Below are 21,711 nucleotides of genomic sequence, written 5' to 3' on the forward strand. Positions count from 1 at the left end.
CCGCTAATTCATCATCAACAACGCTAACTGATACGTTTAGGACCTTAGCAATTAGTTCTTTTACTGACTCTTTTGTATTCATTTTAGAAATCTCGATATGGGATGTAATTAAAGTGTGATTTTAACACTAGGTTGGGCGTATGGCGATATATAGGACTTTATTGGAAACAATAATACGATCGTTGCACTGAAAGCAGCAAACTCGGTGTATAGCGGAACCCACATCGCTATCACTTGTGGGCGATTAGTTAGTGAGAAATAGCACGAGAGATCGGCACTATCAACACTAAGCCATCTGTAACCAATATTGCTTTAAATTGAAGTTGAAAGTGCTCACATTTTATCATTAGACAAACATATAAGCGAGACTCGATAGCATTCAGTACGTTATCATTGAGACAAAGCAAACTCCAACGACACTCTAGCAGACAAGGCCGTTATGACAGATTACAACCTTTCACAACACGAACGAGCTACTTTAGATAAATATGGGCACCTACTTGCCAAACGTCGAATCGGAAAGAAAACGCTCAATCCTTACCATGCTATCAAACTCAGCTATATGAGAAGAAAGCTGTGTCGAGACCAGCATGGGAAATTTAAAGAAGGGTATCGTTATATCTCAGAAAAACTCTTTGGTTTTACTGTAGGTAAATATTCTACAGGCTATGAGCAATTTTGGAGCCAAACACGCTTAATTGAGTCTATTGGGGCGTTCTGTAATATTTCAGCAGACAACGTTACTGTAGCTGGAAACCACCCCTTAAGCATGGTATCGACAAATACCTTCACATACAGCAAAAAACCCGGTTTTGTATCTGAAGATAAGTCTATCTCACACATAGCGAACACCCAAAAAATCGTTATTGGCAATGACGTTTGGATAGGTGCGAATGTGATCCTGCTACCTGGAGTGGTAATAGGAGATGGGGCCGTAATCGCAGCAGGAGCCGTTGTAAGCAAAGATGTACCAGCTTACGCGATAGTGGGAGGAGTACCTGCCAAAGTGATCAAATATCGCTTCTCTGAGGAGATTATTAAAGGATTGCTAGATACTCAATGGTGGAGTTGGGATGACGCTAAAATCAAGAGCTATATTCCATATATGAATACACCTGAGCAGTTTTTAGAGCAGCTAAAAACATCCAAACAATAAAAAAGGGCCTATGGCCCTTTTTTATTTAAATCAAAGACTAAACCCGTCATCCACGACGATATTCTGTCCTGTTACATAACGAGATTGCTCAGAGAGCAAGAAGAGCACAGAACCAACAACCTCTTCTACATCTAGCATACCTGCACCGTGGGTGTTGCTTTTATAAGCCTCTAAAAAAGCTTCTGGTTGATGATCAAAGATCCCACCAGGACTAACACAGTTTATACGGAAACGGCTGTCATTAACGTAGGCTGCAGCGTATTTACTCAAATGCTGGATCGCGGATTTAATCGCGGCATACTCAACTGGCATCGTCATCGGAGTGTTGTCATAAATATCAAACTTAGGAGCGACAACACCATATATCGAGGAAATATTCACTAATGATAAAGGATGCTCAGTGCGCTTGAAATAAGCGGCAGCTTGCTGAACAAACAAGAACGCACTCCCTAAATGCAGAGACAGATTGTCATTGAAACTGTCAAAGCTCACATCAAAGAAATGCTTACCGTAGGTTTTGTTTCTTGGATAAGTCGTGTTTACGGCTCCATCTAACGGCGCATTACAACCCTCGAAAAAAGCCTTCACTGAGTGCTCATTAGTAACATCCAGCTCAACTAACGAGAGTGATTCGTTATCCAGCTCACCCCCCATACTCTCTAAACGTTCTTTCGTTGCATCAACATTGATATCAGCAGCAATAACTTTTGCTCCCTGAGCAAGCACAGCAGGAACTAAACGAGATCCCAATAAGCCTCCAGCTCCAGCAATTAATATCGTCTTACTCTTTAGAAGTTCATTCATCACTCTTCACCCATAACAATAGCTTCCGCTAGTTTAAAATCATAAATATCATCGATATCTACGGCCCTTTCCTTCGGTACCTCGATGCTCGTCACTTTGCCACTGAACAGTCCGTAATTATCTAAGACAAAACGAGGGGTTGTCGCATAAACAACGGTCGTAATATCAAACACTTCTGGGGCATCTTGTCGCCTCGCCACTTCACCGCTTGGCTTATTCACTAATTCAACCAAACCGTGCTCATCTTTCTTTACCATGTTAAAAAATGGGCTGCGGCTTGCGGGAGTCACGGAAATACAAATATCCGCAGAATCTTTCTGAAGTTGTAGGATTGACGATTCCACGTCTTCAACACTACGTAAAGGGCTCGTTGCTGGCAGACTAATAAAGTGAGCAAAATCGCCATAGTTGGCTTGTACCCACTCAACAGCATGACGCCATGAAAGCCACTCTGGGCTTGTGTCTGTTGCTAGCTCTTGTGGGCGTTCGATCAATGTTGCACCACAACCCACGGCGACTTTGGCAATGTCGCTATCATCAGTTGAAACAAAAACATCGCTAATCGATGCACAGGCTTTCGCTGTTTCAATCGAATATTGCAATAGGGGTTTACCAGCAAGTGGTTTAATGTTCTTGCCTGGTAAGCCTTTTGAGCCCCCGCGAACAAAAATAAATGCATAGTTTTTCATTGGGTCGCCTAACCTTGGGTTTGAGTTTTAGCATGCTGCTTAATTGTTTCGATTAACTCGACCGTTTTACCAGCCTGTTGAAGGTCGATACAACTATGCTTATTGTCTTGGGTCATATTGATGAAGTCTTGCAACATATTGAGGTACATTTTGTTTTTGTCCCAAGCTGCGTCACTATAAACAGTACTTTCACCAGTATGGTTCGTCTGCTTAACCTCATTTTTAATCAGGTCCCACTCAACTGTGCCTTTACTGCCTACAAAGCGACAGCGTCGATAAGCTTGGCGCTGTAAAAAATCCAAATGAATATTGACCAAAGCACCACTCTGGGTAGTTGTGACAACATCAACCAAATCTTCCACCTCTAAGCCCAGTTCATCTGAAGAGCGCAAGTGAGCGTGTCGTATGGTTAAATCACCAAGAAGCCACTGTGCATAATCTAACTCGTGGCTGAGTTCTAATAGTGCGCCCCCGCCTAGTTCAGCATTAGCAGAAACACTGCTTCGATAATCCTTACTTGGGCGCCAATCAGGTAGGTACTGTCCTATTTCAATATACGCATTATAGAGCTCTCCAATTATCCCCTTGTCTAAGAGTGCTTTTACTTCCTGGCTTGAAGGCAAGTAACGTAAGCAATAACCGACAGCAACAGGCGTTTGCGTGTTATCAACAACAGTCTGTAAGTGCTGCACATCTTCAATACGTGTCGTCACTGGTTTTTCAATCAACGTTGGAATACCAGCCTTCAATAACGGGATTGTATGCTCAGCATGGAAAGGTGCAGGAGATGCAACAATAACGAGTTCCGCACCTAAGCGAATGATCTCGTCAACATCAGAGACGACTTCGTCACAATCCGATACAGGAGCGGCTGGAACTCTCCCACTCGCCGACATAGCCAGAAGTCTACACTGTGGAAACAATAGCTTTAAATTTCTTCTATGTCGGGTAGCAATATTACCCAATCCGATAACAGCAACGGTTTTCAAAACTTAGTCCAGCCCTAGTGTATGAATATCTGCTTGCGCGCGATTAAAGTCGTCCATACGACCGATATCCAACCAATATTCATGAATTGGGAACATTAAAACGTTATCACGCTCATTCATATGCTCTTCAAGCAGCGTCGGCATATCCACTCGATGATTTTTAGGTACCGAAGCAATAACTTCAGGCGACACAACATAAATACCCGCGTTGACAAAAAAGCGCTGAACTGGTTTTTCTACCATACTGGTGATTTTGTTGCCTTCGCCATTAATCACGCCGTATGGGATCTGATAGTCGTATTCTCTCACGCACATTGTCGCATCAGCGCCGTTATCAACATGAAAATCAAGAAGACGTTGGAAGTCGACCTTAGTCAGAACATCGCCATTCATCATAATCAATGGCAGATCTTTTGGTAAATCCTTAGGTAATAATCCTAATGCACCGCCAGTACCTAAAGGCTGCTCTTCATGAACATAGGTAACGTTCACACCCATTTCACTCCCATCGCCAAAATGCGCTTGAATTTGCTCTGGCATATAGTGAGTAGAAATGTAGAAATTAACAAAACCTGCTTTGATAAAACTGCGAATGACGGTTTCTAGGATTGGCTTATTACCGATATGCAGCATAGGTTTAGGGCATGTATCGGTAAGCGGTTTAAGGCGTGTGCCAAACCCACCAGCCATAATAAATACTGGGTTCTGGTGTTTCGGTTGATGAAGTGCTCCATGAAGCGTCTCAAGCCCAATGACCTTGCCGCTTGCATCAAGTAACGGAACCGACAAAATATCGTGTTTTTCCATCAGATCAATCAGCTCTTCTCGAGAAGAGCCTTCAAGCGCAGTTGTTGGACTGGTATTCATCACCTTTGATACAGATTCAGTCAAAGGTAGATTGTTTAGCAAGCCTCGTCGAATATCACCGTCTGTCACGACACCAAGTAATACTTGTTCTTCATTTACAACCAACACGACTCGCAACGCTTCATTATTTATGATTTCTAATGCGTCTCGAATGGTGTTATCAGGTTTAATTAGCACGTTATTCCAACAATGACTCATGGCACACCTAATTTTAATTTCTTGAATGTTTGGTAACTTACAGCAAGCTAATATGATTCGATTATGCTTCTAAAAGGATAACATATGCTTTGTGATGGTAGGGGTTTCGTTAAAATAGCACCCGCTCCGACAATAGAAAGTGTGCCTAATGTAACACCTTGTATCACCGTTGCATTCGCCCCTACATAACAGCCATATTCAGTTTCGACTTGGCCACATAATGTTGCTTTGGGAGCAATGTGATTGTGAGCACCAATCTGGCAATCGTGCTCTACAAGCGCACTAGTATTGACGATGCTATGTAGCCCTATGGATGCACCAGCCTGTATAACTGCCCCTTCCATAATTTGAGCACCATTTTCTAACGTCGCATACTCAGAGACAAATGCTGTTTCAGCAATCACACTTTCAAAGTGATACCCTAATTCAATGAAGTATTTAGCGATTTTTTCCCGCAAGCTAGATTTAGGCATAGCGCCAATACCTAACACTAAACTCACACTCTGAGAAGAAAACTGCTCTATGTCACTGTCTTTATGAAACTGCTTGATTCCAGAGAAGACTCGACGCTGAGAAATGTCATCAGGACAAATCACCGCGACTATCTCACGCCCTTGGCGAAGTAATATGTCGGCAAGCACACTAGCATGACCGCCCCCACCAATTAATACAATTGGTAACTTAGAAACGGCGTTACTCAAGAATCAGCTCTCCAGCTCTATATACCTTTGAAGCAGTGCGTTCGAGCATGTCCCAATAGCGATAAGGTGACATACCATCGCCCGGCCTTTTGATAGTCATGTTTTCGGGTGAAAATGCTTCACCTTCGTTAATATCACGAGCTGCGACCAGACTTTTTCTCGCCACCGCTTTATTTTTCACCTCTGATACCGTTGGTGTTTTTACACGACTACCTAGTGCTTTCTCGACTTGACGAATAGCACTCACCATTGCCGTTAGATCTTGAGGCTCAAGGGAGGCTTTATGATCTGGTCCTTCCATGTTGTTGTCCAACGTGAAATGTTTTTCAATCAACACGGCACCACGAGCAACGGCAGCAATAGGAATAGTGATACCTTGACTGTGATCTGAGTATCCAGCAGGTAAATCAAAAGCACGTCCTAAAGTGTCCATCGCTTTCAGATTAATCTCTTCCATCGGCGCTGGATACTCTGTAGTGCAATGTAAGATGGTCACTTTACTCTTTAGAGCCTGCTGACCTTCATTAGAAGCGTAAGCCTCTTGGAATGCTTGCACTGAAGGTGTCGCACTGTCATCCGAAGTATAACCGAATGCAATAACCCCCAGTGCCGTTTCGATCTCAGACAGCGTCGCCATACCGGTAGAAACGATCAAATCACACCCTGTGCGAGCATGCTCTAGAACAAGAGGAGCATTGGTTAGCTCACCAGAGGGTAGCTTCAAACGGGTTAAACCAAGGTCGTTGACTAAGAAATCCAAGCTCTCAGAATCAAAAGCCGTTGATAAAAACTCTATGCCGAGTTTCTCACAATGTTTTACCAATTCATGGTGGGCATCATAGGAGAGTTCCAAGCGACTTAGCATGGCTAATTGCGACTCTTGCTTTTGTGTATTTGTGACCTGATAGTCTGCTTGCTTAGCTTCTTCAGTGACGAGGTTTTTCGCTTTAAACGTCTGAAATTTTACAATATCAGCCCCCGCTTGATGCGCTGCGTCAACCAGCTCAAATGCCAGTTTTTCATCACCATTATGGTTCACGCCTGCTTCGGCAATAATCAGAGTCATACCGCTCTCTCTTTAATTTCTAAGTGACTAAAAGCTAAATTTTCAGCTTTGTTAGTTCGGCAAATCGTGGAATGTCTTACATGGATTAAAATCCAATGTTTTGATCATTTCAATGACCTTACCGCTGGTGTTTCCCTGCCCATAAGGGTTATCTATCGCTTCAGTTGGCTCTTTATAGTCACGAGCCACTGCTGAGAGCATCGCCCGCTCAATATCAGCGTGGTTTGCTTCACAATGCAAAACGCTCTTAGCGGCCAAGCGCCCTTTCTGACGAGCACCGATATCGACAGTCGGAACGTCAAACGCTGGCACTTCAATAATACCGCTAGAAGAGTTACCAACCACCGCCGTTGCATGCTTCACTGCGCTCAGATAACGCACTTGCCCTAACGAAGGGATTGCCAATACGCGTTCTGGCTGGCTTGCTGCGTAAGCTTCCAGCATCGGAATGATACGACGCCCACCATCATCTGCATTAGGGTAAGTCAGAATAACTTGATGCTCAGGAAAAACCTCTAAGGCATCGAGCAAAGCTTGGAAAGATGCTTCTGGCGCTTCATCTCCTAGTGTCACCGGATGGTAAGTCACTAAGAAAAACGGTTTGGTTAGCGAAAAGTTAAGAGACTCAGCTAACGCATCGACCGACATGAAGTCTGCTCGTTTAAGGTGATCAAGGCCGATTGCACCGACGTTCTGAACGCGTTCCGGCGCTTCACCCAATTGAATGACCCGCTGGCGATATTCGTCCGTCGATGTACCATGCAAATAGCTTAGCTTGGTAATCGCATGGCGAATCGCATCATCATAGGCACCTTCTGTGATCTCACCACCATGCAAATGAACAATAGGAATGCGCATGATCATCGCGGTTTGAGCAGCGGCTAAAGCTTCAAAGCGGTCGCCCAAAACAACCAATACATCAGGTTGCAAGCGCGCTAGTGCATCTGAAAATCCGAGCACACCAAGCCCCATGCTTTTCGCTGTTCCTACAGCTGAGTCCGATGAAAGAAGGATCTCTATTTTCTCATCAATCTTAAATCCATCTTTTTCGATTTGCTGATACGTTTCGCCAAATTCAGGTGAAAGGTGCATCCCTGAAACCAGCAACTGCAATGCTAAGTCAGGATCACTTTGAATATCTTTCAAAAGCCAAAAAAGCAGACCGTACTCTGCTCTTGTTCCTGTAAACACAGCGACTTTCTGCGTCTTATTTTCCATTAAGCGCCCTTGGATAAATCAATAGGAGTACTTGGGATGTTGATCAAGTGAGCTTCAATAAACTCAGACTGAGTCAAATCACCACGCAGTGCATTCGCGAACATAGGAAGACGATGCATCAATTGCCAAATCGGACGCGTCATAACACCAGCAGAGTTGGTCTGATCTAACATGTGATCTCGCGATGCGGTATCTGGGCAGATAATCGCGTTTAACCAATAGTTCGACGTCGCGTACTCTGGCTCTGTCACGAAAGTAAAATCTGAACCTGCGAAAAAGTGTTGGTATTGTTCAGCTAATTGGCGCTTTTGAACTAAATAGGAATCCAATACTTCCATTTGCGCGCAGCCCAACGCCGCATTCAAATTCGGCATTCGATAGTTAAAGCCAGGCTCATCGTGATAAAACTCGAAAGGGTGTGGAACCTTAGCAGTAGTTGTGACGTGCTTAGTACGTGCCCCCTGCTCTTGGGTTTTACAAAGGATCATACCTCCGCCACCAGTCGTAATCACTTTGTTACCGTTAAAACTGATCGCAGCATAATTACCAAATGTGCCTGTGTGTTGGCCTTTATAGAAAGAGCCTAAGCTTTCCGCAGCATCCTCTACCAAGATTAACTGCCACTTCAAACATACCGCAATCAACTCATCAAGCTCGACGGGGTGACCAAAGGTGTGCATTGGTACGACAGCACGGATGCGCTTACCCGTTTGTTTATGAATACAACCTTTTTCTGTTACCTCAGCATGCTGTACTAGATATTGGTCCATCGCCTTTGGGCACAAACCCAAGCTTACTGGCGATACATCCACGAAAATAGGCTCAGCACCCATGTGATAGAGCGCATTACAAGTTGCCACAAACGTCAAAGCCTGTGTGACTACTAAGTCACCACGCTCCACACCAGCCATGTAAAGCGCCGCATGCAAGGCCGCCGTGCCATTTACGGCCGCCACGGCTTTGGCACTGCCAGTGTATGCTTCAATTTTTTGTTCGAACTCATCGACAAATTTACCAACGCTGGAAACAAAGGTGCTTTCAATCGTTTCTGTTACATAAGCCTTTTCATTACCATCAAAGGTAGGCGCATGAAGGGGGATGAACTCATTGGTTTGATATGTGTCGCGTATAAATTCTACTAACGATGTAGGTTTCATAGTTGCTCCTACATTTTACTATCTAAGTATTTGCCTGTTTCTTTGTGCCCAAAGTCAGGGATCATGGTAAAGAACAGCTCTACAATTTGCTCTTTTGTCCAAGCACGATCAGATTTCATCTGGCCGATTGTATCTTCAAAAAGTGATAGCAGTTCTTGCTGATAAAGAGGGTCGTTCTTGATGATGCCCAAGTTAGCAAAACGTTCCATATCGAGTGTCTCTTTGTCGGTAAAGAACTCTTCAAAGTCTTTTTCACCCGTGGTATCACTCGAAGTAAACAAGCACGGCCACTTACCTTGAGCAGGCAAGGTCTTAGCCAGTTCTCGTGCTTCGTCTTCACTGTCACAAAGATGAGGTTCGTAACCGCGCTGCTTTAGGTATTTCACCGCAATATCAGCAAAAGAGATGAGGTGCAGCGCTTCACTTAATTTAGGAAAGAAAATGTCGCGGTTTTCACCAAAGATACAAGACATTAGGCATAGTTCACCAGACTCTTGGGGTGTAACGAAATAACGTTTGATGTCATTCGGCGCCACAATTGGTTGGTTTTTCAATAAACGCTGATTAAAACCATGCAGTAATGAGCCATCAGAAAATGCAACGTTTGCGAATCGCGCTGTAGAAATCGCAATCTCTTCGCTCTTACGCATCAGGAACATTTCCATAATACGCTTTGATGCTCCCATCATGTTGACAGGGTTTGCGGCTTTATCTGTCGATACACAGAAGTACTTCTTCACGCCACCATCGATAGATTGTTGAATGGTTTTATCAGTATTAAAAACATTCACATCGATCATTCGCATTAGAGTGTAAGGGTCTTTTTCACTACGAACATGCTTAAGTGCAGATAAATTCAATACGTAGTCATATTGGCCATCCGCCTTAATGAACGCATCATACTCAATCGAACCGATATCGAGAGCAAACGTCTGGAAATCACCATCGATGTACCCAAATGAGCTACGAATGTCGCGCACGACTTCCACCATGTTGTTCTCACTGATATCTACAACATGCAGCTTCTTTGGGTTACGTTTAAAAATCTCTTTAGTCACAGCTTGACCAATAGAGCCTGCACCACCAAGTACAAGAAAACGGGAATCAGAAACAATGCGAGATAGCTCAGCTTCATACTGACCAATGTCCTGAGTAAACAATGCATCGGTGCGACCGATAAGAGGTAGAATTGCGTTCATATTATGTGACTTTTGTATGTTATGAGTTGATTTTAAACTAACCGACCTTTAGGTAAAAGATTAGATGCTCGTGGCATAAATTTGTTGCAGCTCGGTAATCGATCGCGCTTCTTCTTGGGTCATATTCAGCGCATTTTTTTCTACATTATTTCGGTTTGCAACGATTGAACTCACTAGTTCTTTTGTCGATGAGTAACTAATCACATCCAGCCCTAGAGCTTCTTTAAAACCAAAATCATTCGGTGAACCCGCAGCGGTACACAGCGTCCCTTGCCCCCACTTTATATATTGTCGAGCAGTACTAGCACCACCTCTTCGTTGCAAGATTAAATGAGAGCACGACATTATCAGAGAAGTATAGGCTACGGGAGAAATAGCGGTGACATATGAAACATCGAGGGTTTGTCGTTTAACGTGACGTAGATAGGAAATAAAAAGATCCAACAAGATCCGTTGCTTCCTATTCTTCTTGTGCCACAAAATCGTGAACTTATAATTTTCAGCTTGTTTTTGATTACAAAACTCACTCAACAAGGCCTTTATCTCTGAAAAGCTGATACTTTTTTGCTTTGTCCCAATAAGCACACGCTTCTCTTTAGTAAGCCATTGATTACCATCGACAATAGCCTTCTCCAACGATTGTGTAATCGGTGTCGGCAGTGTGTCAAAAATCACGCCAGCGTTAACAAACTCGATATCTGTTCTCTGTAGTGCACTGGTAACGCGCTCATAAAAGGTCTTTTCATGGCCAATAAAATTAATAATGCGCTGAGATACGTAAATATCATCTTGTGCAATCGCTAGTTTTTTCGATGGCACCATTTTACCATGCTTATCAATACAGCTATGCCAACGATCGATTTCATCATCTGTCAGAAAAATATAGGTTTTTCTGAGTAAGTTTTCTGAGTAATCAATGACTTTCCTTACCATCGTTGAATTAACTTGGTTCAAAGACATAAACGTAATAGTTCGAGCGTCTTCGAGCTGACTTAGCATGCTCTCGTCATAGTTAAGATACTCAACACCCGGAACTTTATCGATACTTCCGGCTTTGATGCCTTCGACGCAGTCAAAGACAACAACTTTAATAGTCTCGGGAGAGGTGCTTGCTTTATGGATCAGAGCGTCGGCATAAAGATAAAAAAAGCGATCGCTTTTAGTAATGAAAAATACGTTCTGGTCTTTAAACATGATTAATTCTTTAACTCCAATAGGGCATTGATGACTTCTTGACAGACAAGCGCTTGTTCCTCATCGGTCAAAGAGTAGAACAAAGGTAAGCGCAGCAGCTTCTCACTTTCCTGAGTTGTAAACTGATCATGGCCGTCAAATCGACTCCATTGAAGACCTGCAGGTGCTGTATGCAATGGAACATAGTGGAATGCAGAAGATATACTTCTCTCACGAAGTGAACTAATCAAAGCATCTCTTGCAGATAGCCCACTTAGCTTGATGTAAAACATATGTGCATTATGTTCACATTCAGTTGGGATGAAGGGAAGCTCAATCAAGCCCTGCTCTTCAAGTGATTTAAAATTCAATAAATAACGATTCCATAACTCTAATCGTCGTTCGTTAATGCCTTTAGCTTCGTTTAATTGAGCCCATAAATATGCTGCTTGTATCTCACTTGGAAGCAAACTGCTGCCAATATCAACCCAAGTGTACTTATCAACCATGCCTCGGAAAAACTGGCTTCTATTGGTGCCCTTTTCACGAATAATCTCTGCTCTATTTACCAGTTTTTCGTCGTTAATTAGCAGTAAGCCTCCTTCCCCACCACTGGTGTAGTTTTTGGTTTCATGGAAGCTATACGCCGCTAAATGACCAATCGAGCCTAGTGCCCTTCCTTTGTAACTAGACATTACACCTTGTGCGGCATCTTCTATTACGTAAAGTGAGTACTTATCCGCAATAGCCATTATTGTATCCATTTCGCATGCAACCCCCGCGTAATGAACAGGTACAATTGCTTTGGTTTTCGGTGTAACCGCTTGCTCAATAAGGTTTTCATCAATGTTCATTGTATCCGGACGAATATCGACAAATACAATTTTTGCACCACGCAAAGCAAATGCATTAGCCGTGCTTACGAATGTATAACTCGGCATGATAATCTCATCACCAGGCTGAACATCGATAAGCAGTGCAGCAAGCTCAAGGGCATGAGTACATGAAGGTGTTAAAAGGGATTTCACACAACCAGTTTTTTCAACAAACCATTGCTCACACTTTTTCGCAAAATAACCATCACCGGATAGTTTACTACCAGAAATTGCTTGTTGTATAAATTGAATCTCTTTGCCCGTTACCGGAGGCTTATTGAAAGGAATCATAGTTGTACTCATCATTGATGTCAGAATAGCCCAACACAAACTGTATAAAAAATGGCAAATAGTTTGTTATTATAACAGTATCTATCTTCGTAGGTAATAAACCTAGTCACAATGAAAACGAATACAATTAGCACTCTTAATTTTTCAATACGTGAATGGGACTCTCAATTTTTTCATACAAAAATCGGGGATGTTCAATGGAATATTGAAACCTCTCTGCAGTCTCCATCAGAAACATTTGATCTCATAACAACGCGTGTTGGAGCATTAGAACACACAAAAATCGAGGCGCTTCAAGCGAATGGATTTATTTATTGTGAAGGTGATGTCCAGTTAACCAAAGAGATCAACATAAGTGATACAAATGTAAGTTACCAAACAGCTACACAGGCGCAATTACCAGAACTGTTAACTATGCTTGACGACATGTATCAAATCAGTCGTTTCAAGAAACCTTGGTTTACAGCGCAAGATAGAGATCGGTTTTATAAAGAGTGGTTAACCAAAGCGGTATATAGCACCTTTGATGATTGTTGCTTGGTTATTATCGAAGCCAACAAAATATGCGGCTTCGTGACTCTAAAAGAGCACCCAAACTACGCACAAATTGGCTTAATCGGCGTTAGTAGTGAACATCAGGGAAGAGGAATAGGGAAAAAGTTACTCTCTATTGCTGAGCATTATCTAGAGCAACGAAACTGCACAACCTTAAGTGTCGCTACCCAAATGAGTAATATTCATGCTTTAAACTTGTACACAAGGTTTGGCTTCCGATTGACAGAAACCAACCTCTGGTTCTACAAAAGCAATCTATAGCTTAATCACTTACAACAAGACTATTTAGATATACACCATAGTCATTCTTTAACATAGGTGCAGCTAACTTAGTTAGATCAGCATCACTTAACCACCCATTTCTCCAAGCAATCTCTTCTAAACACGCAACCTTTAGCCCTTGAACATTTTCAATAGTTTGTACAAAAGAGGATGCTTCATGCAGGCTTGCGTGAGTTCCGGTATCTAGCCACGCAAAGCCACGACCTAGTAGCTGAACGTTTAAATTCCCTTGCTCCAAGTACATCTGATTCAATGTTGATATCTCTAACTCACCACGTTCAGAAGGTTGAACTTGTTTTGCGAGTTCAACAACATTGTTGTCGTAGAAATACAAACCAGTCACCGCATAATTCGATTTGGGCTCTTGGGGTTTTTCTTCTATAGATATTGCTTGCATCGATTCGTCGAACTCTACAACACCAAAACGTTCAGGATCTTTTACCTGATACCCAAATACCGTCGCTCCAACATTACGACTTGCAGCTTTCTGCAAAATTGGAGTAAAGCCTTGGCCATAAAAAATGTTGTCACCAAGAACCAAACAAACCGATTCATTACCTATAAAATCTTCTCCGATGATGAAGGCTTGTGCCAATCCATCGGGAGAAGGTTGAACAGCGAATTCTAAAGAAATACCAAAATCAGAACCATCACCCAACAAACGTTTAAAACCATCTTGATCTTCTGGTGTTGTAATTATCAGAATCTCTCGAATCCCAGCGAGCATAAGAACCGATAATGGATAATAAATCATAGGTTTATCGTAAACTGGTAACAGCTGTTTAGACACCCCCCGCGTTAACGGATACAAACGCGTTCCTGAACCGCCCGCCAAAATAATGCCTTTCATTAATTACCCTGCCCTAGTCGCTCCAGACTATATGAGCCGTCCAGTACGCGGCTCCACCATTGCTTATTATTCAAGTACCACTCAACGGTTTTGCGAATACCCGTCTCAAAGCTCTCTTCTGGCGTCCAACCCAACTCACGCTCAATCTTAGATGCGTCAATTGCGTAACGAACATCATGTCCTGGACGATCAGTTACATAAGTAATCAAATCTTGATATTGCTGAACGCCTTCCGGTTTTTTCGGTACAAACTCTTCTAACAATGAACAAATCGTTTTCACTACTTCAATATTAGCTTTCTCGTTATGCCCACCAATATTGTAGGTTTCACCTATTTCACCTTCGGTGACCACCTTATAAAGAGCTCGAGCGTGATCCTCTACATATAACCAGTCACGAATCTGCATGCCATCGCCATACACAGGTAGCGGCTTGCCATCGATTGCATTGAGGATCATGAGTGGTATTAACTTCTCAGGAAAATGATACGGACCATAGTTATTCGAACAGTTAGTTACAATTGTTGGCAAACCGTAAGTTCTCAGCCATGCACGCACAAGGTGGTCGCTTGAAGCTTTAGAGGCTGAATACGGGCTAGAAGGCTCATAAGACGTTGTTTCAGTAAACAGGTCGTCAGTCCCTTCTAAATCACCATAGACTTCATCTGTTGAAATATGATGGAATCGAAATGCTTGCTTCTCGGTATCAGGTAGCTGAGACCAATAGGCTCTCGTCACCTCGAGTATCGTATAAGTACCAACAATATTTGTTTCAATAAATGCCGCTGGACCATCAATAGAGCGATCGACATGGGACTCTGCCGCTAGATGCATTACTGCATCTGGTTTGTGCTCTGCGAATACACGCTCAAGTTCAGCTCGGTTGCAAATGTCCACTTGTTCGAATGCATAACGATCATCGTTGGTTATAGAGGTCAGTGACTCAAGGTTGCCAGCATAGGTCAACTTATCAACGTTAACAACGGAGTCGGATGTGTTCTCGATAATATGTCTAATTACAGCAGAACCAATAAAGCCGGCACCACCTGTTACAAGTAACTTCATTCATTTTCCTTATCCCGCCAGTGGACAACTGGCGGTGGGTTTAATTTATTAGAAATTATAGTTTCAAAACCAATTAATATTCGTCATCACTTACTAAAGCGACTTATCTGCTCTAGAGCTCCTTGAAGATGAGCAAAGTTAGGTTGCTCTCCTTTAACTTGACGATTTGTTTTGTCCATAAATTGATATTGACCACCAGCGCCCACTTCTAAGATGTTGTCATCCGAAATCACAGCATACCCGCTATAGTTCGAAGAGATGATCCAATCTCTTTCTACGTGCTCACCCAGAAGATCTTCTCCTACTGAGTAATCTTTGACGTCATTAGTTACACCGAGGTAATGCTTCATAACCGTTGGCACAACATCTTGGTGACTAGTCAGGCTTTGCGAAGACCACTTAGTGTCTAGTTTATTAATGCCTGGGCCAAATATCGCAAAAGGCACCTTCACTTGAGCATCGGTAAAGTTGCTGTTGTGCCCCCAGAAATTCAACTTATTGTCATTCATTTCTTGGCCGTGATCGCCCGTAATAATTACGACGGTATTCTCAAGATCACCCGTTTCTTTTAGTTTGTTCAACACTTGGGCTGCCACTGTGTCAACATAGCGCACACTCGTCTTATAGCGATTAAAGAATGGCTGTGGATCGGTCTCATTATTCAGCTTCAAGTAGTTGACCACTTGTAGCATTGGTTCATAACGCGGTTCGAAGCCTTTAGGGAAGTCATAACCATGTGGTGCATCATAGAACAGGAATGAAAATGCCGGTTTCGACTGATCTCGCTTTTCGTACCAGTCTAACCAATCTTTCGTCAGATCAGCATCAAGCTCTGAAGGGCGGTTACCTTTGGAGCCAATACGAAGGTTTTCAACGTTGGTAAATACTGTTTGGTTAAACTCAGGTTTTCTTAGCTGTGCAGCAGTAAAGATACCTAAATCGTAATCCAGTTCCTGTAGACGATCGATGAAAACAGGGCTTTGTTGATTAGCTAAAAAGCCATGCCAATATGTACCAGGAATACCGTAAAACAGACCAAAAATACCGGTACGAGTCGCGTTACCTGTAGCCATATGGTTTTCGAAGATTAAACCGTCTTGAGCGTATTCCCACATGACTGGCGTATTGTCAGCATTAAATGTGTCATATCTCCAAGAGTCGACAACAAGCAACATAATGTTGACCGGCTTTTCGACACTCTTTACTTTCAAAGGAGATAGCGGATAGTTAAGGTCACTCTTGCGGTTTAACGTTAATGACTTTTGGCGAGCAATCGCTTCTTCATCGATCCAACCATACTTTTTCATCATGCTGTTTGATGTAGCTGGATAGAACAGAGGTAAGTAACGCTTCACCATGGTCACAGGTTGATACGCATGCGCAGCGGCCCAAATATGAATACCATGAGTTGCTAATAGCGTTAGAAAAGTAATAAAAGCAAACTTACGACCTAGTTTGTACGAACGTACTGGTGCATCGTTTTCTAACCAACGAATTAACCCCCACTGAAGTCCAAGCAGTAAAGCAATACCACCTATCACCATCACCCAAGTGATCAGTGGGAAGCTGACGATTTGTCCTGAGAGTACCAGTTCAAGAACAACGGCATTAATGTGAAAACGGTACTGTGCAAAAACAATCGTATCGATGAACAGTGTTGCTACACCAATTGATGCGATGATTGCTTGTAATAAGTTTCTTGGGGTTTTGGGTAGGAATAAGCTAGGTAGCGCCACTAGACCGATTAACGCCGCAATCAGCGTCATCTGCCCAAAAACAGAGACAATAATAAAAACGACGGCTAATGGTTCTGAAGGAAACTCAGGCAAAAATGAGAAATAACGGCACGCGATCAACATGGCAACGAGTGCATTCACCAGAATAAACCATCCGTGCGCGTGTAGCCTCTGTTTCAAAGACATATTTACTATCCTAACTAATTGTATAAGCGATTATTTCGCAGAGTAATCATTGTATCCAGCAAGCAGAGCTTCGAACTCCTCTTCTTGCCAATGTATTTGACGTTTATTCAGCTCTTTAAAGAAAGAGCGCTTCAGGCGATCGAGGTTAGATTGCTTCCAAGAGCTCCCTTTACCATAACCACACTTATCGAAATCGATAATCCAAATTCGATCATGCTTATCGATGAGAATATTATGAATATTTAAATCGGTATGATTAACACCCACGCTGTGCATCTTCGCTATTTGGTGTCCAATCTCACGATACAGGTCTGCCGAGACTGAGGTTTTTGTCAGGATATCGACAAGGTCTGTGGCACCAGCAATCTTCTCACTCAACAAATCCGCTCGATATGAGAATCCTGCTTTAGTCGCTCTCGCGGCGATAGGTTTCGGAACATTTACACCAGCTTCGATCAAGTCATTAAGCAGCTGCATTTCCATATAGCAGCGTGTCTTGTCCCAACCACTAAACCAATAACTATCTTGAACCAACTTGCCAAATAGACCGCCACGCCGATAGTGTCGCAGGGCTGCTGGTAATTTCCCAGTATCGACAAACCAAGTTGTACCTCGGCCTGTTGCGCGACCTATCACGCTCTCTTGACCTTGCCAGTATTCGATATCAAACACTGACTCAGGAGGATGATCCAACAGCTGATCGTCAAACCATATGACAGAGTTGCTTGCGTGGATTTTTTTGATCATGATTTAGATTACCAGTAGTGACTGATCAGAATAAAAGCCCAAGTAAAACCCGCAAATAATAGAGCTACAAGTACTGCTGCGGAGCCTATATCTTTGGCTCTGCCACTAAGTTCATGGTGCTCGACACCAACTCGATCAACGACCGCCTCAATAGCAGAGTTCACCAACTCGACAATTAACACCAAAACCACGACGCCCAACATGAGAACTGTTTCTATAGGGCTGACATCTAACCAAATTAACGCAATGATCGCGGCGCACAGTAAAACCAGCTCTTGTCGAATAGCAGCTTCATGCTTGAATGCGGCTTTTAAACCCTGAATTGAGTATCCTGTTGCTTTGATGATCCGTTTCAGACCGGTATTTCCTGGTTTTCCTTGGTTTTCTATCGTCATGTGTGAGTCATCTGCTATTTGATTGGTGTAAAACGAGCACCATTTTACATTTATCGGCACTCTCTGCATAATCTTAGGCAATTAAATTTGCGAGCGATTTTTATGCCCCTTTTTACTCAAGCACCTGAATCTGTTTGTTTTTTGCGTTTGTCTGCCATCGGTGACGTTTGTCATGCAGTCGCAGCAGTGCAAGCCCTGCAAAAACAATGGCCTACAACCAAGGTCTCCTGGATCATTGGCAAGGTTGAAGCCCAATTACTGGAAGGGCTAGAAGGTGTAGAGCTTATCGTCTTTGATAAGAAAGCTGGTTTTGCTGGCATGAAAGACATATGGAAAAAATTATCTGACCGCAAGTTCGATGCTTTAGTTCATATGCAGTTAGCTTTAAGAGCAAGCTTGCTCACTTTGGGCATCAAGGCCAATTATAAAGTCGGCTTTAACTTCAAGCGCGCTAAAGAGGCTCAGTGGCTTTTTACCAATAAAAAAATCGAGGATGTTCAATCGCAGCATGTTCTAGATAGTTTCTACTCTTTTGTCGAATATTTGGGTGTACCTCGTTCTATCCCCGAATGGAACTTACCTATTGGTGCCGAGGATACTCTGTTTGCCAAAGAAACATTAAGTCAAAAACCCACGGTTGTGATTAGCCCGGCAGCAAGTAAAGATGAACGTAACTGGTTACCTGAGCGCTACGCCGAACTTGCCGATTATGCAATATCCCAAGGTTATCAGGTGGCAATCTGCGGCTCACCAGCTGAACGGGAAGTAGCTCTTGCAAATGCGATCATAGAAAAGATGGCTCATCCCGCTTTAAATTTGGTCGGAAAAACCTCTCTAAAACAGCTCGCAGCAGTCCTCAAGGAAGCCGCTGTTGTTGTTGCTCCTGACTCAGGTCCAGCTCACATAGCCACAACTCAGGGAACACCAGTTATCGGCTTATATGGTCACAGCAACCCGCGAAGAACAGGTCCTTATAACGACCTATCTTCTGTTATCAGTGTTTATGAAAAACACGCTGAACTGCAACATAAAAAGCCTATATCAGAGTTACCATGGAGTACTCGGGTTAAAGGCGACCATGTTATGGCTGATATTTCCGTAGCATCTGTGGTGCAATCTTTCGAACAAATTACACAAGGTAAATAAGATCATGCCAAGCTCAGCAAAACCAACATTAGCCGTTGCTTTAATCGTTAAAAATGAAGCAAAAAATCTTGAGGCTTGTTTAAACACGGTTGCCGATTGGGTTGATGAAATTGTCGTGCTCGACTCCGGTAGCACAGATGAAACTGAGCAAGTTGCTCGTGAGTACACAGAAAAGTTCCATGTCAATAAGGATTGGCCTGGTTTCGGTCCGCAACGACGCATCGCTCAAGAATATGTTGAGTCAGATTTTGTGCTTTGGCTAGATGCAGATGAGCGTGTTACCGATGAGCTAAAGGTAAGCATTCAAAAAGCCGTTGAAAAGAATGAGCCGAACACTCTCTATAGCATTTGTCGCCTAAGCTGGGTGTTTGGTCGCTATATACGTCATTGTGGTTGGTACCCTGATCGAGTTGTACGTTTATACCCTACAAAACTAACTCAGTACGACACCGCGCAGGTTCATGAGAAAGTGTTAGTTGATAAATCGATGGTAGTTAATGATCTTACAGGTGACGCGATTCATTTCACTTACAACGACCTTGAGCATTACCTCAAAAAATCCAATTCATATGCTCTAGCTTGGAGTGCGGACAGAGCAAAACAAGGTAAGAAAGGCAGCTTTTCGAGTATTCTTACTCACTCTTTGGCTTGTTTTATTAAAATGTACATTCTTAAAGCGGGCTTCCTAGATGGGAAACAAGGCCTATTATTATCGATGCTCTCAACACACTACACTATCGTGAAATATTCAGATCTATGGATCAGAACATCGACAAAAAAGCATGACATGCGTGATGCCCAAAAATAAGATGCCAAATAAACGAGAACCTACAATGAATATTTGCCATGTTAATCTTGCCACTGGGTTTAGTGGGGGAGAACGACAGACATTAGTGTTGATTAAAGAGCAAATTAAGCTCGGCTACACTCTAACAGTAGTTGCAAACCCTAAAAGTCCTTTTTTTAATGAAGTTGAGAAGCTCAATTGTCGCGTGTTTGCTGCGAAGCATTTCCTACTAGGCCACAGCTCAAAAATCACCAAAGACTGTGCAGTGATGCATGTGCATGAAGGCAGAGCTATCTACTGGGCTTACATCCAAAAGTTGCTTTTCAATACTCCTTACATTATTACTCGCCGTATTGATAATCCTTTGAAAAATAAAGCGCTATCTCTGAAAGCTTATAATTCAGCGTCTGCCATTACAGGCGTCAGCAACAAAGTGGTAGAGGTGGTCAAGCAAAGACATCCCAAAGCTCACGCAGTCTTCATACCGGACTCTCCAGCCCGATACACATCAGATCCGATTAAGGTCAAAAAAATACGTGAGCAATTTGAAGGCAAGTTTCTCGTTATAAAAGCGGCCAAAATGTATAAGCATAAAGGCTTCGATATTGCGATTGAAGCTGCCATCATGCTGAATGACATCAACAAAGATATAGAGTTCGCTCTACTTGGTGATGGCCCAGAGTTCGATGCACTTAAAGACCTTGCTGCGAATACACCGAATGTTCATTTCATGGGGAATCAAGCAGAAATAGGTAACTGGTTTGAAGCTGCCGACTTACTAATCCACACATCTCATACTGAAGGAATGGGCTCCGTTATTTTGGAAGCAATGGCAGCAGGATTGCCAGTCGTGGGTTCAAAAGCGGGAGGGATCCCTGATGTTATTACGCACGATAAATCTGGGTTACTGTTTGAAATCGCAGATGCCAAGGAATTAAGCGCGCACATTCAATCTCTCTGCAATTCGAAAGAGCTGCGAGATAGACTCATCGACGGTGCGGCTCAGCATCTAAATAAATTTGAGATCGAAACCACGGCTCAAGCTTATCAATCACTCTACCAACAGTTTGAGAAATAATTATGAACAAGAAAGTTCTTTACCCTGGCACTTTTGATCCACTCACCAATGGACACCTTGATCTAATAGAGCGAGCAGCTGAAATGTTCGATGAGGTTATCATCGCTGTCGCTGCTAGCCCGAGTAAAAACACCATGTTCACATTAGAAGAACGTGTAGAGTTTTGTATCGAAGTCACTAAGCACCTTGATAACGTCACAGCACAAGGGTTCAGTGGACTCATGGTCGATTTCGCGAAAGAAGTCGAAGCCAACGTCTTAATCAGAGGCCTGCGTACAACGGTCGACTTTGAGTATGAATTTGGACTAACCAACATGTACCGTAGACTCATGCCTGGCCTAGAGAGCGTATTCCTAACGCCTGCAGAGGAGTACGCCTTTATCTCTTCAACGATCGTCAGAGAGGTCGCCATTCATGGTGGGGACGTGACTCAGTTTGTACCAAAAGTGATCGCCGAAGCACTTCATAATAAAAAGCATATTTAAAAAACGGGCCCTCAATT

At 43.0% G+C, this 21,711-nt stretch carries 22 protein-coding genes; 6 read left to right on the forward strand and 16 right to left on the reverse strand.

Annotation, left to right across the window (positions count from 1 at the left end; all coding sequences use genetic code 11):
* Window positions 1-439 precede the first annotated feature (439 nt).
* Window positions 440-1,156 carry a CatB-related O-acetyltransferase gene (locus tag AC6R05_RS02290; RefSeq protein ID WP_500646474.1) on the forward strand — a complete coding sequence of 239 codons (717 nt, stop codon included), beginning with the start codon at window positions 440-442 and terminating at the stop codon, window positions 1,154-1,156.
* Window positions 1,157-1,186: 30 nt separating this feature from the next.
* On the opposite strand, the gene AC6R05_RS02295 is transcribed toward AC6R05_RS02290, so the two are convergent.
* The 11 genes from AC6R05_RS02295 to rffA are packed head-to-tail and all read right to left on the reverse strand — an operon-like array spanning window position 1,187 to window position 12,383.
* Window positions 1,187-1,960, reverse strand: a complete 774-nt coding sequence (locus AC6R05_RS02295; protein WP_500646475.1) for an oxidoreductase — start codon at window positions 1,958-1,960, stop codon at window positions 1,187-1,189.
* The gene (locus AC6R05_RS02300) at window positions 1,960-2,649 is read right to left on the reverse strand and encodes an acylneuraminate cytidylyltransferase family protein (RefSeq protein WP_152468005.1); all 690 of its coding nucleotides are present in this window, start codon (window positions 2,647-2,649) and stop codon (window positions 1,960-1,962) included. Before AC6R05_RS02300 ends, AC6R05_RS02295 begins: the two co-directional genes overlap by 1 nt.
* Before the next feature lie 8 nt (window positions 2,650-2,657).
* On the reverse strand, window positions 2,658-3,638 hold the full coding sequence (locus AC6R05_RS02305) for a Gfo/Idh/MocA family protein (protein ID WP_500646476.1): 981 nt from the start codon (window positions 3,636-3,638) through the stop codon (window positions 2,658-2,660).
* 3 nt (window positions 3,639-3,641) lie between these two features.
* Window positions 3,642-4,703, reverse strand: a complete 1,062-nt coding sequence (locus AC6R05_RS02310; protein WP_500646477.1) for a nucleotidyltransferase family protein — start codon at window positions 4,701-4,703, stop codon at window positions 3,642-3,644.
* Between the two features lie 47 nt (window positions 4,704-4,750).
* Window positions 4,751-5,404 carry an acetyltransferase gene (locus AC6R05_RS02315; RefSeq protein WP_500646478.1) on the reverse strand — a complete coding sequence of 218 codons (654 nt, stop codon included), beginning with the start codon at window positions 5,402-5,404 and terminating at the stop codon, window positions 4,751-4,753.
* The gene (gene neuB, locus AC6R05_RS02320; protein WP_446577188.1) at window positions 5,397-6,470 is read right to left on the reverse strand and encodes an N-acetylneuraminate synthase; all 1,074 of its coding nucleotides are present in this window, start codon (window positions 6,468-6,470) and stop codon (window positions 5,397-5,399) included. The genes AC6R05_RS02315 and neuB overlap by 8 nt, the downstream gene beginning before the upstream one ends.
* A gap of 51 nt (window positions 6,471-6,521) precedes the next feature.
* Entirely contained in the window at window positions 6,522-7,688 is a 1,167-nt protein-coding gene (gene neuC, locus AC6R05_RS02325) for a UDP-N-acetylglucosamine 2-epimerase (RefSeq protein ID WP_500646479.1), read from the reverse strand.
* Entirely contained in the window at window positions 7,688-8,845 is a 1,158-nt protein-coding gene (locus AC6R05_RS02330; RefSeq protein ID WP_500646480.1) for a LegC family aminotransferase, read from the reverse strand. The genes neuC and AC6R05_RS02330 overlap by 1 nt, the downstream gene beginning before the upstream one ends.
* A gap of 8 nt (window positions 8,846-8,853) precedes the next feature.
* Window positions 8,854-10,044, reverse strand: coding sequence for a UDP-N-acetylglucosamine 4,6-dehydratase (locus AC6R05_RS02335; RefSeq protein ID WP_500646481.1), 1,191 nt, complete (start codon window positions 10,042-10,044; stop codon window positions 8,854-8,856).
* A 60-nt stretch (window positions 10,045-10,104) separates the two neighbouring features.
* Window positions 10,105-11,238, reverse strand: coding sequence for a hypothetical protein (locus tag AC6R05_RS02340; protein ID WP_500646482.1), 1,134 nt, complete (start codon window positions 11,236-11,238; stop codon window positions 10,105-10,107).
* A gap of 2 nt (window positions 11,239-11,240) precedes the next feature.
* A complete protein-coding gene (gene rffA / locus AC6R05_RS02345) occupies window positions 11,241-12,383 on the reverse strand; it encodes a dTDP-4-amino-4,6-dideoxygalactose transaminase (RefSeq protein ID WP_500646483.1) in 1,143 nt (380 codons plus the stop codon).
* Window positions 12,384-12,494: 111 nt separating this feature from the next.
* Between rffA and rffC the strand changes: the two genes are divergently transcribed.
* Entirely contained in the window at window positions 12,495-13,199 is a 705-nt protein-coding gene (gene rffC, locus AC6R05_RS02350) for a dTDP-4-amino-4,6-dideoxy-D-galactose acyltransferase (protein ID WP_500646484.1), read from the forward strand.
* Between the two features lies 1 nt (window position 13,200).
* Here the strand turns inward: rffC and rfbA are convergent, their stop codons facing one another.
* The 5 genes from rfbA to AC6R05_RS02375 all read right to left on the reverse strand — a co-directional run bounded on the left by rfbA (window position 13,201) and on the right by AC6R05_RS02375 (window position 18,198).
* Window positions 13,201-14,070 carry a glucose-1-phosphate thymidylyltransferase RfbA gene (gene rfbA / locus AC6R05_RS02355; protein WP_032551157.1) on the reverse strand — a complete coding sequence of 290 codons (870 nt, stop codon included), beginning with the start codon at window positions 14,068-14,070 and terminating at the stop codon, window positions 13,201-13,203.
* The gene (rfbB, locus tag AC6R05_RS02360) at window positions 14,070-15,134 is read right to left on the reverse strand and encodes a dTDP-glucose 4,6-dehydratase (RefSeq protein WP_500646485.1); all 1,065 of its coding nucleotides are present in this window, start codon (window positions 15,132-15,134) and stop codon (window positions 14,070-14,072) included. Before rfbB ends, rfbA begins: the two co-directional genes overlap by 1 nt.
* Before the next feature lie 86 nt (window positions 15,135-15,220).
* Window positions 15,221-17,056 carry a DUF3413 domain-containing protein gene (locus AC6R05_RS02365; protein WP_500646486.1) on the reverse strand — a complete coding sequence of 612 codons (1,836 nt, stop codon included), beginning with the start codon at window positions 17,054-17,056 and terminating at the stop codon, window positions 15,221-15,223.
* Window positions 17,057-17,086: 30 nt separating this feature from the next.
* Window positions 17,087-17,803, reverse strand: a complete 717-nt coding sequence (locus tag AC6R05_RS02370) for a 3-deoxy-D-manno-octulosonic acid kinase (protein WP_500646487.1) — start codon at window positions 17,801-17,803, stop codon at window positions 17,087-17,089.
* An 8-nt stretch (window positions 17,804-17,811) separates the two neighbouring features.
* On the reverse strand, window positions 17,812-18,198 hold the full coding sequence (locus AC6R05_RS02375) for a diacylglycerol kinase (protein ID WP_032551152.1): 387 nt from the start codon (window positions 18,196-18,198) through the stop codon (window positions 17,812-17,814).
* A 102-nt stretch (window positions 18,199-18,300) separates the two neighbouring features.
* Here AC6R05_RS02375 and AC6R05_RS02380 point away from each other — a divergent pair, with 102 nt between their 5' ends.
* From AC6R05_RS02380 to coaD, 4 genes are read left to right on the forward strand one after another with little or no spacing between them, the layout of a single operon-like run.
* Window positions 18,301-19,344 carry a glycosyltransferase family 9 protein gene (locus tag AC6R05_RS02380; protein ID WP_500646488.1) on the forward strand — a complete coding sequence of 348 codons (1,044 nt, stop codon included), beginning with the start codon at window positions 18,301-18,303 and terminating at the stop codon, window positions 19,342-19,344.
* Window positions 19,345-19,348: 4 nt separating this feature from the next.
* A complete protein-coding gene (locus AC6R05_RS02385) occupies window positions 19,349-20,152 on the forward strand; it encodes a glycosyltransferase family 2 protein (protein WP_500646489.1) in 804 nt (267 codons plus the stop codon).
* Window positions 20,153-20,177: 25 nt separating this feature from the next.
* Window positions 20,178-21,209: a glycosyltransferase family 4 protein gene (locus tag AC6R05_RS02390; RefSeq protein WP_500646490.1), complete on the forward strand. Its 1,032-nt coding sequence runs from the start codon at window positions 20,178-20,180 to the stop codon at window positions 21,207-21,209.
* Between the two features lie 2 nt (window positions 21,210-21,211).
* Window positions 21,212-21,694: a pantetheine-phosphate adenylyltransferase gene (gene coaD, locus AC6R05_RS02395; protein ID WP_032551148.1), complete on the forward strand. Its 483-nt coding sequence runs from the start codon at window positions 21,212-21,214 to the stop codon at window positions 21,692-21,694.
* Window positions 21,695-21,711: the final 17 nt, after the last annotated feature.

The organism is Vibrio sp. R11-SG3-ISO9 (genome assembly GCF_059834255.1).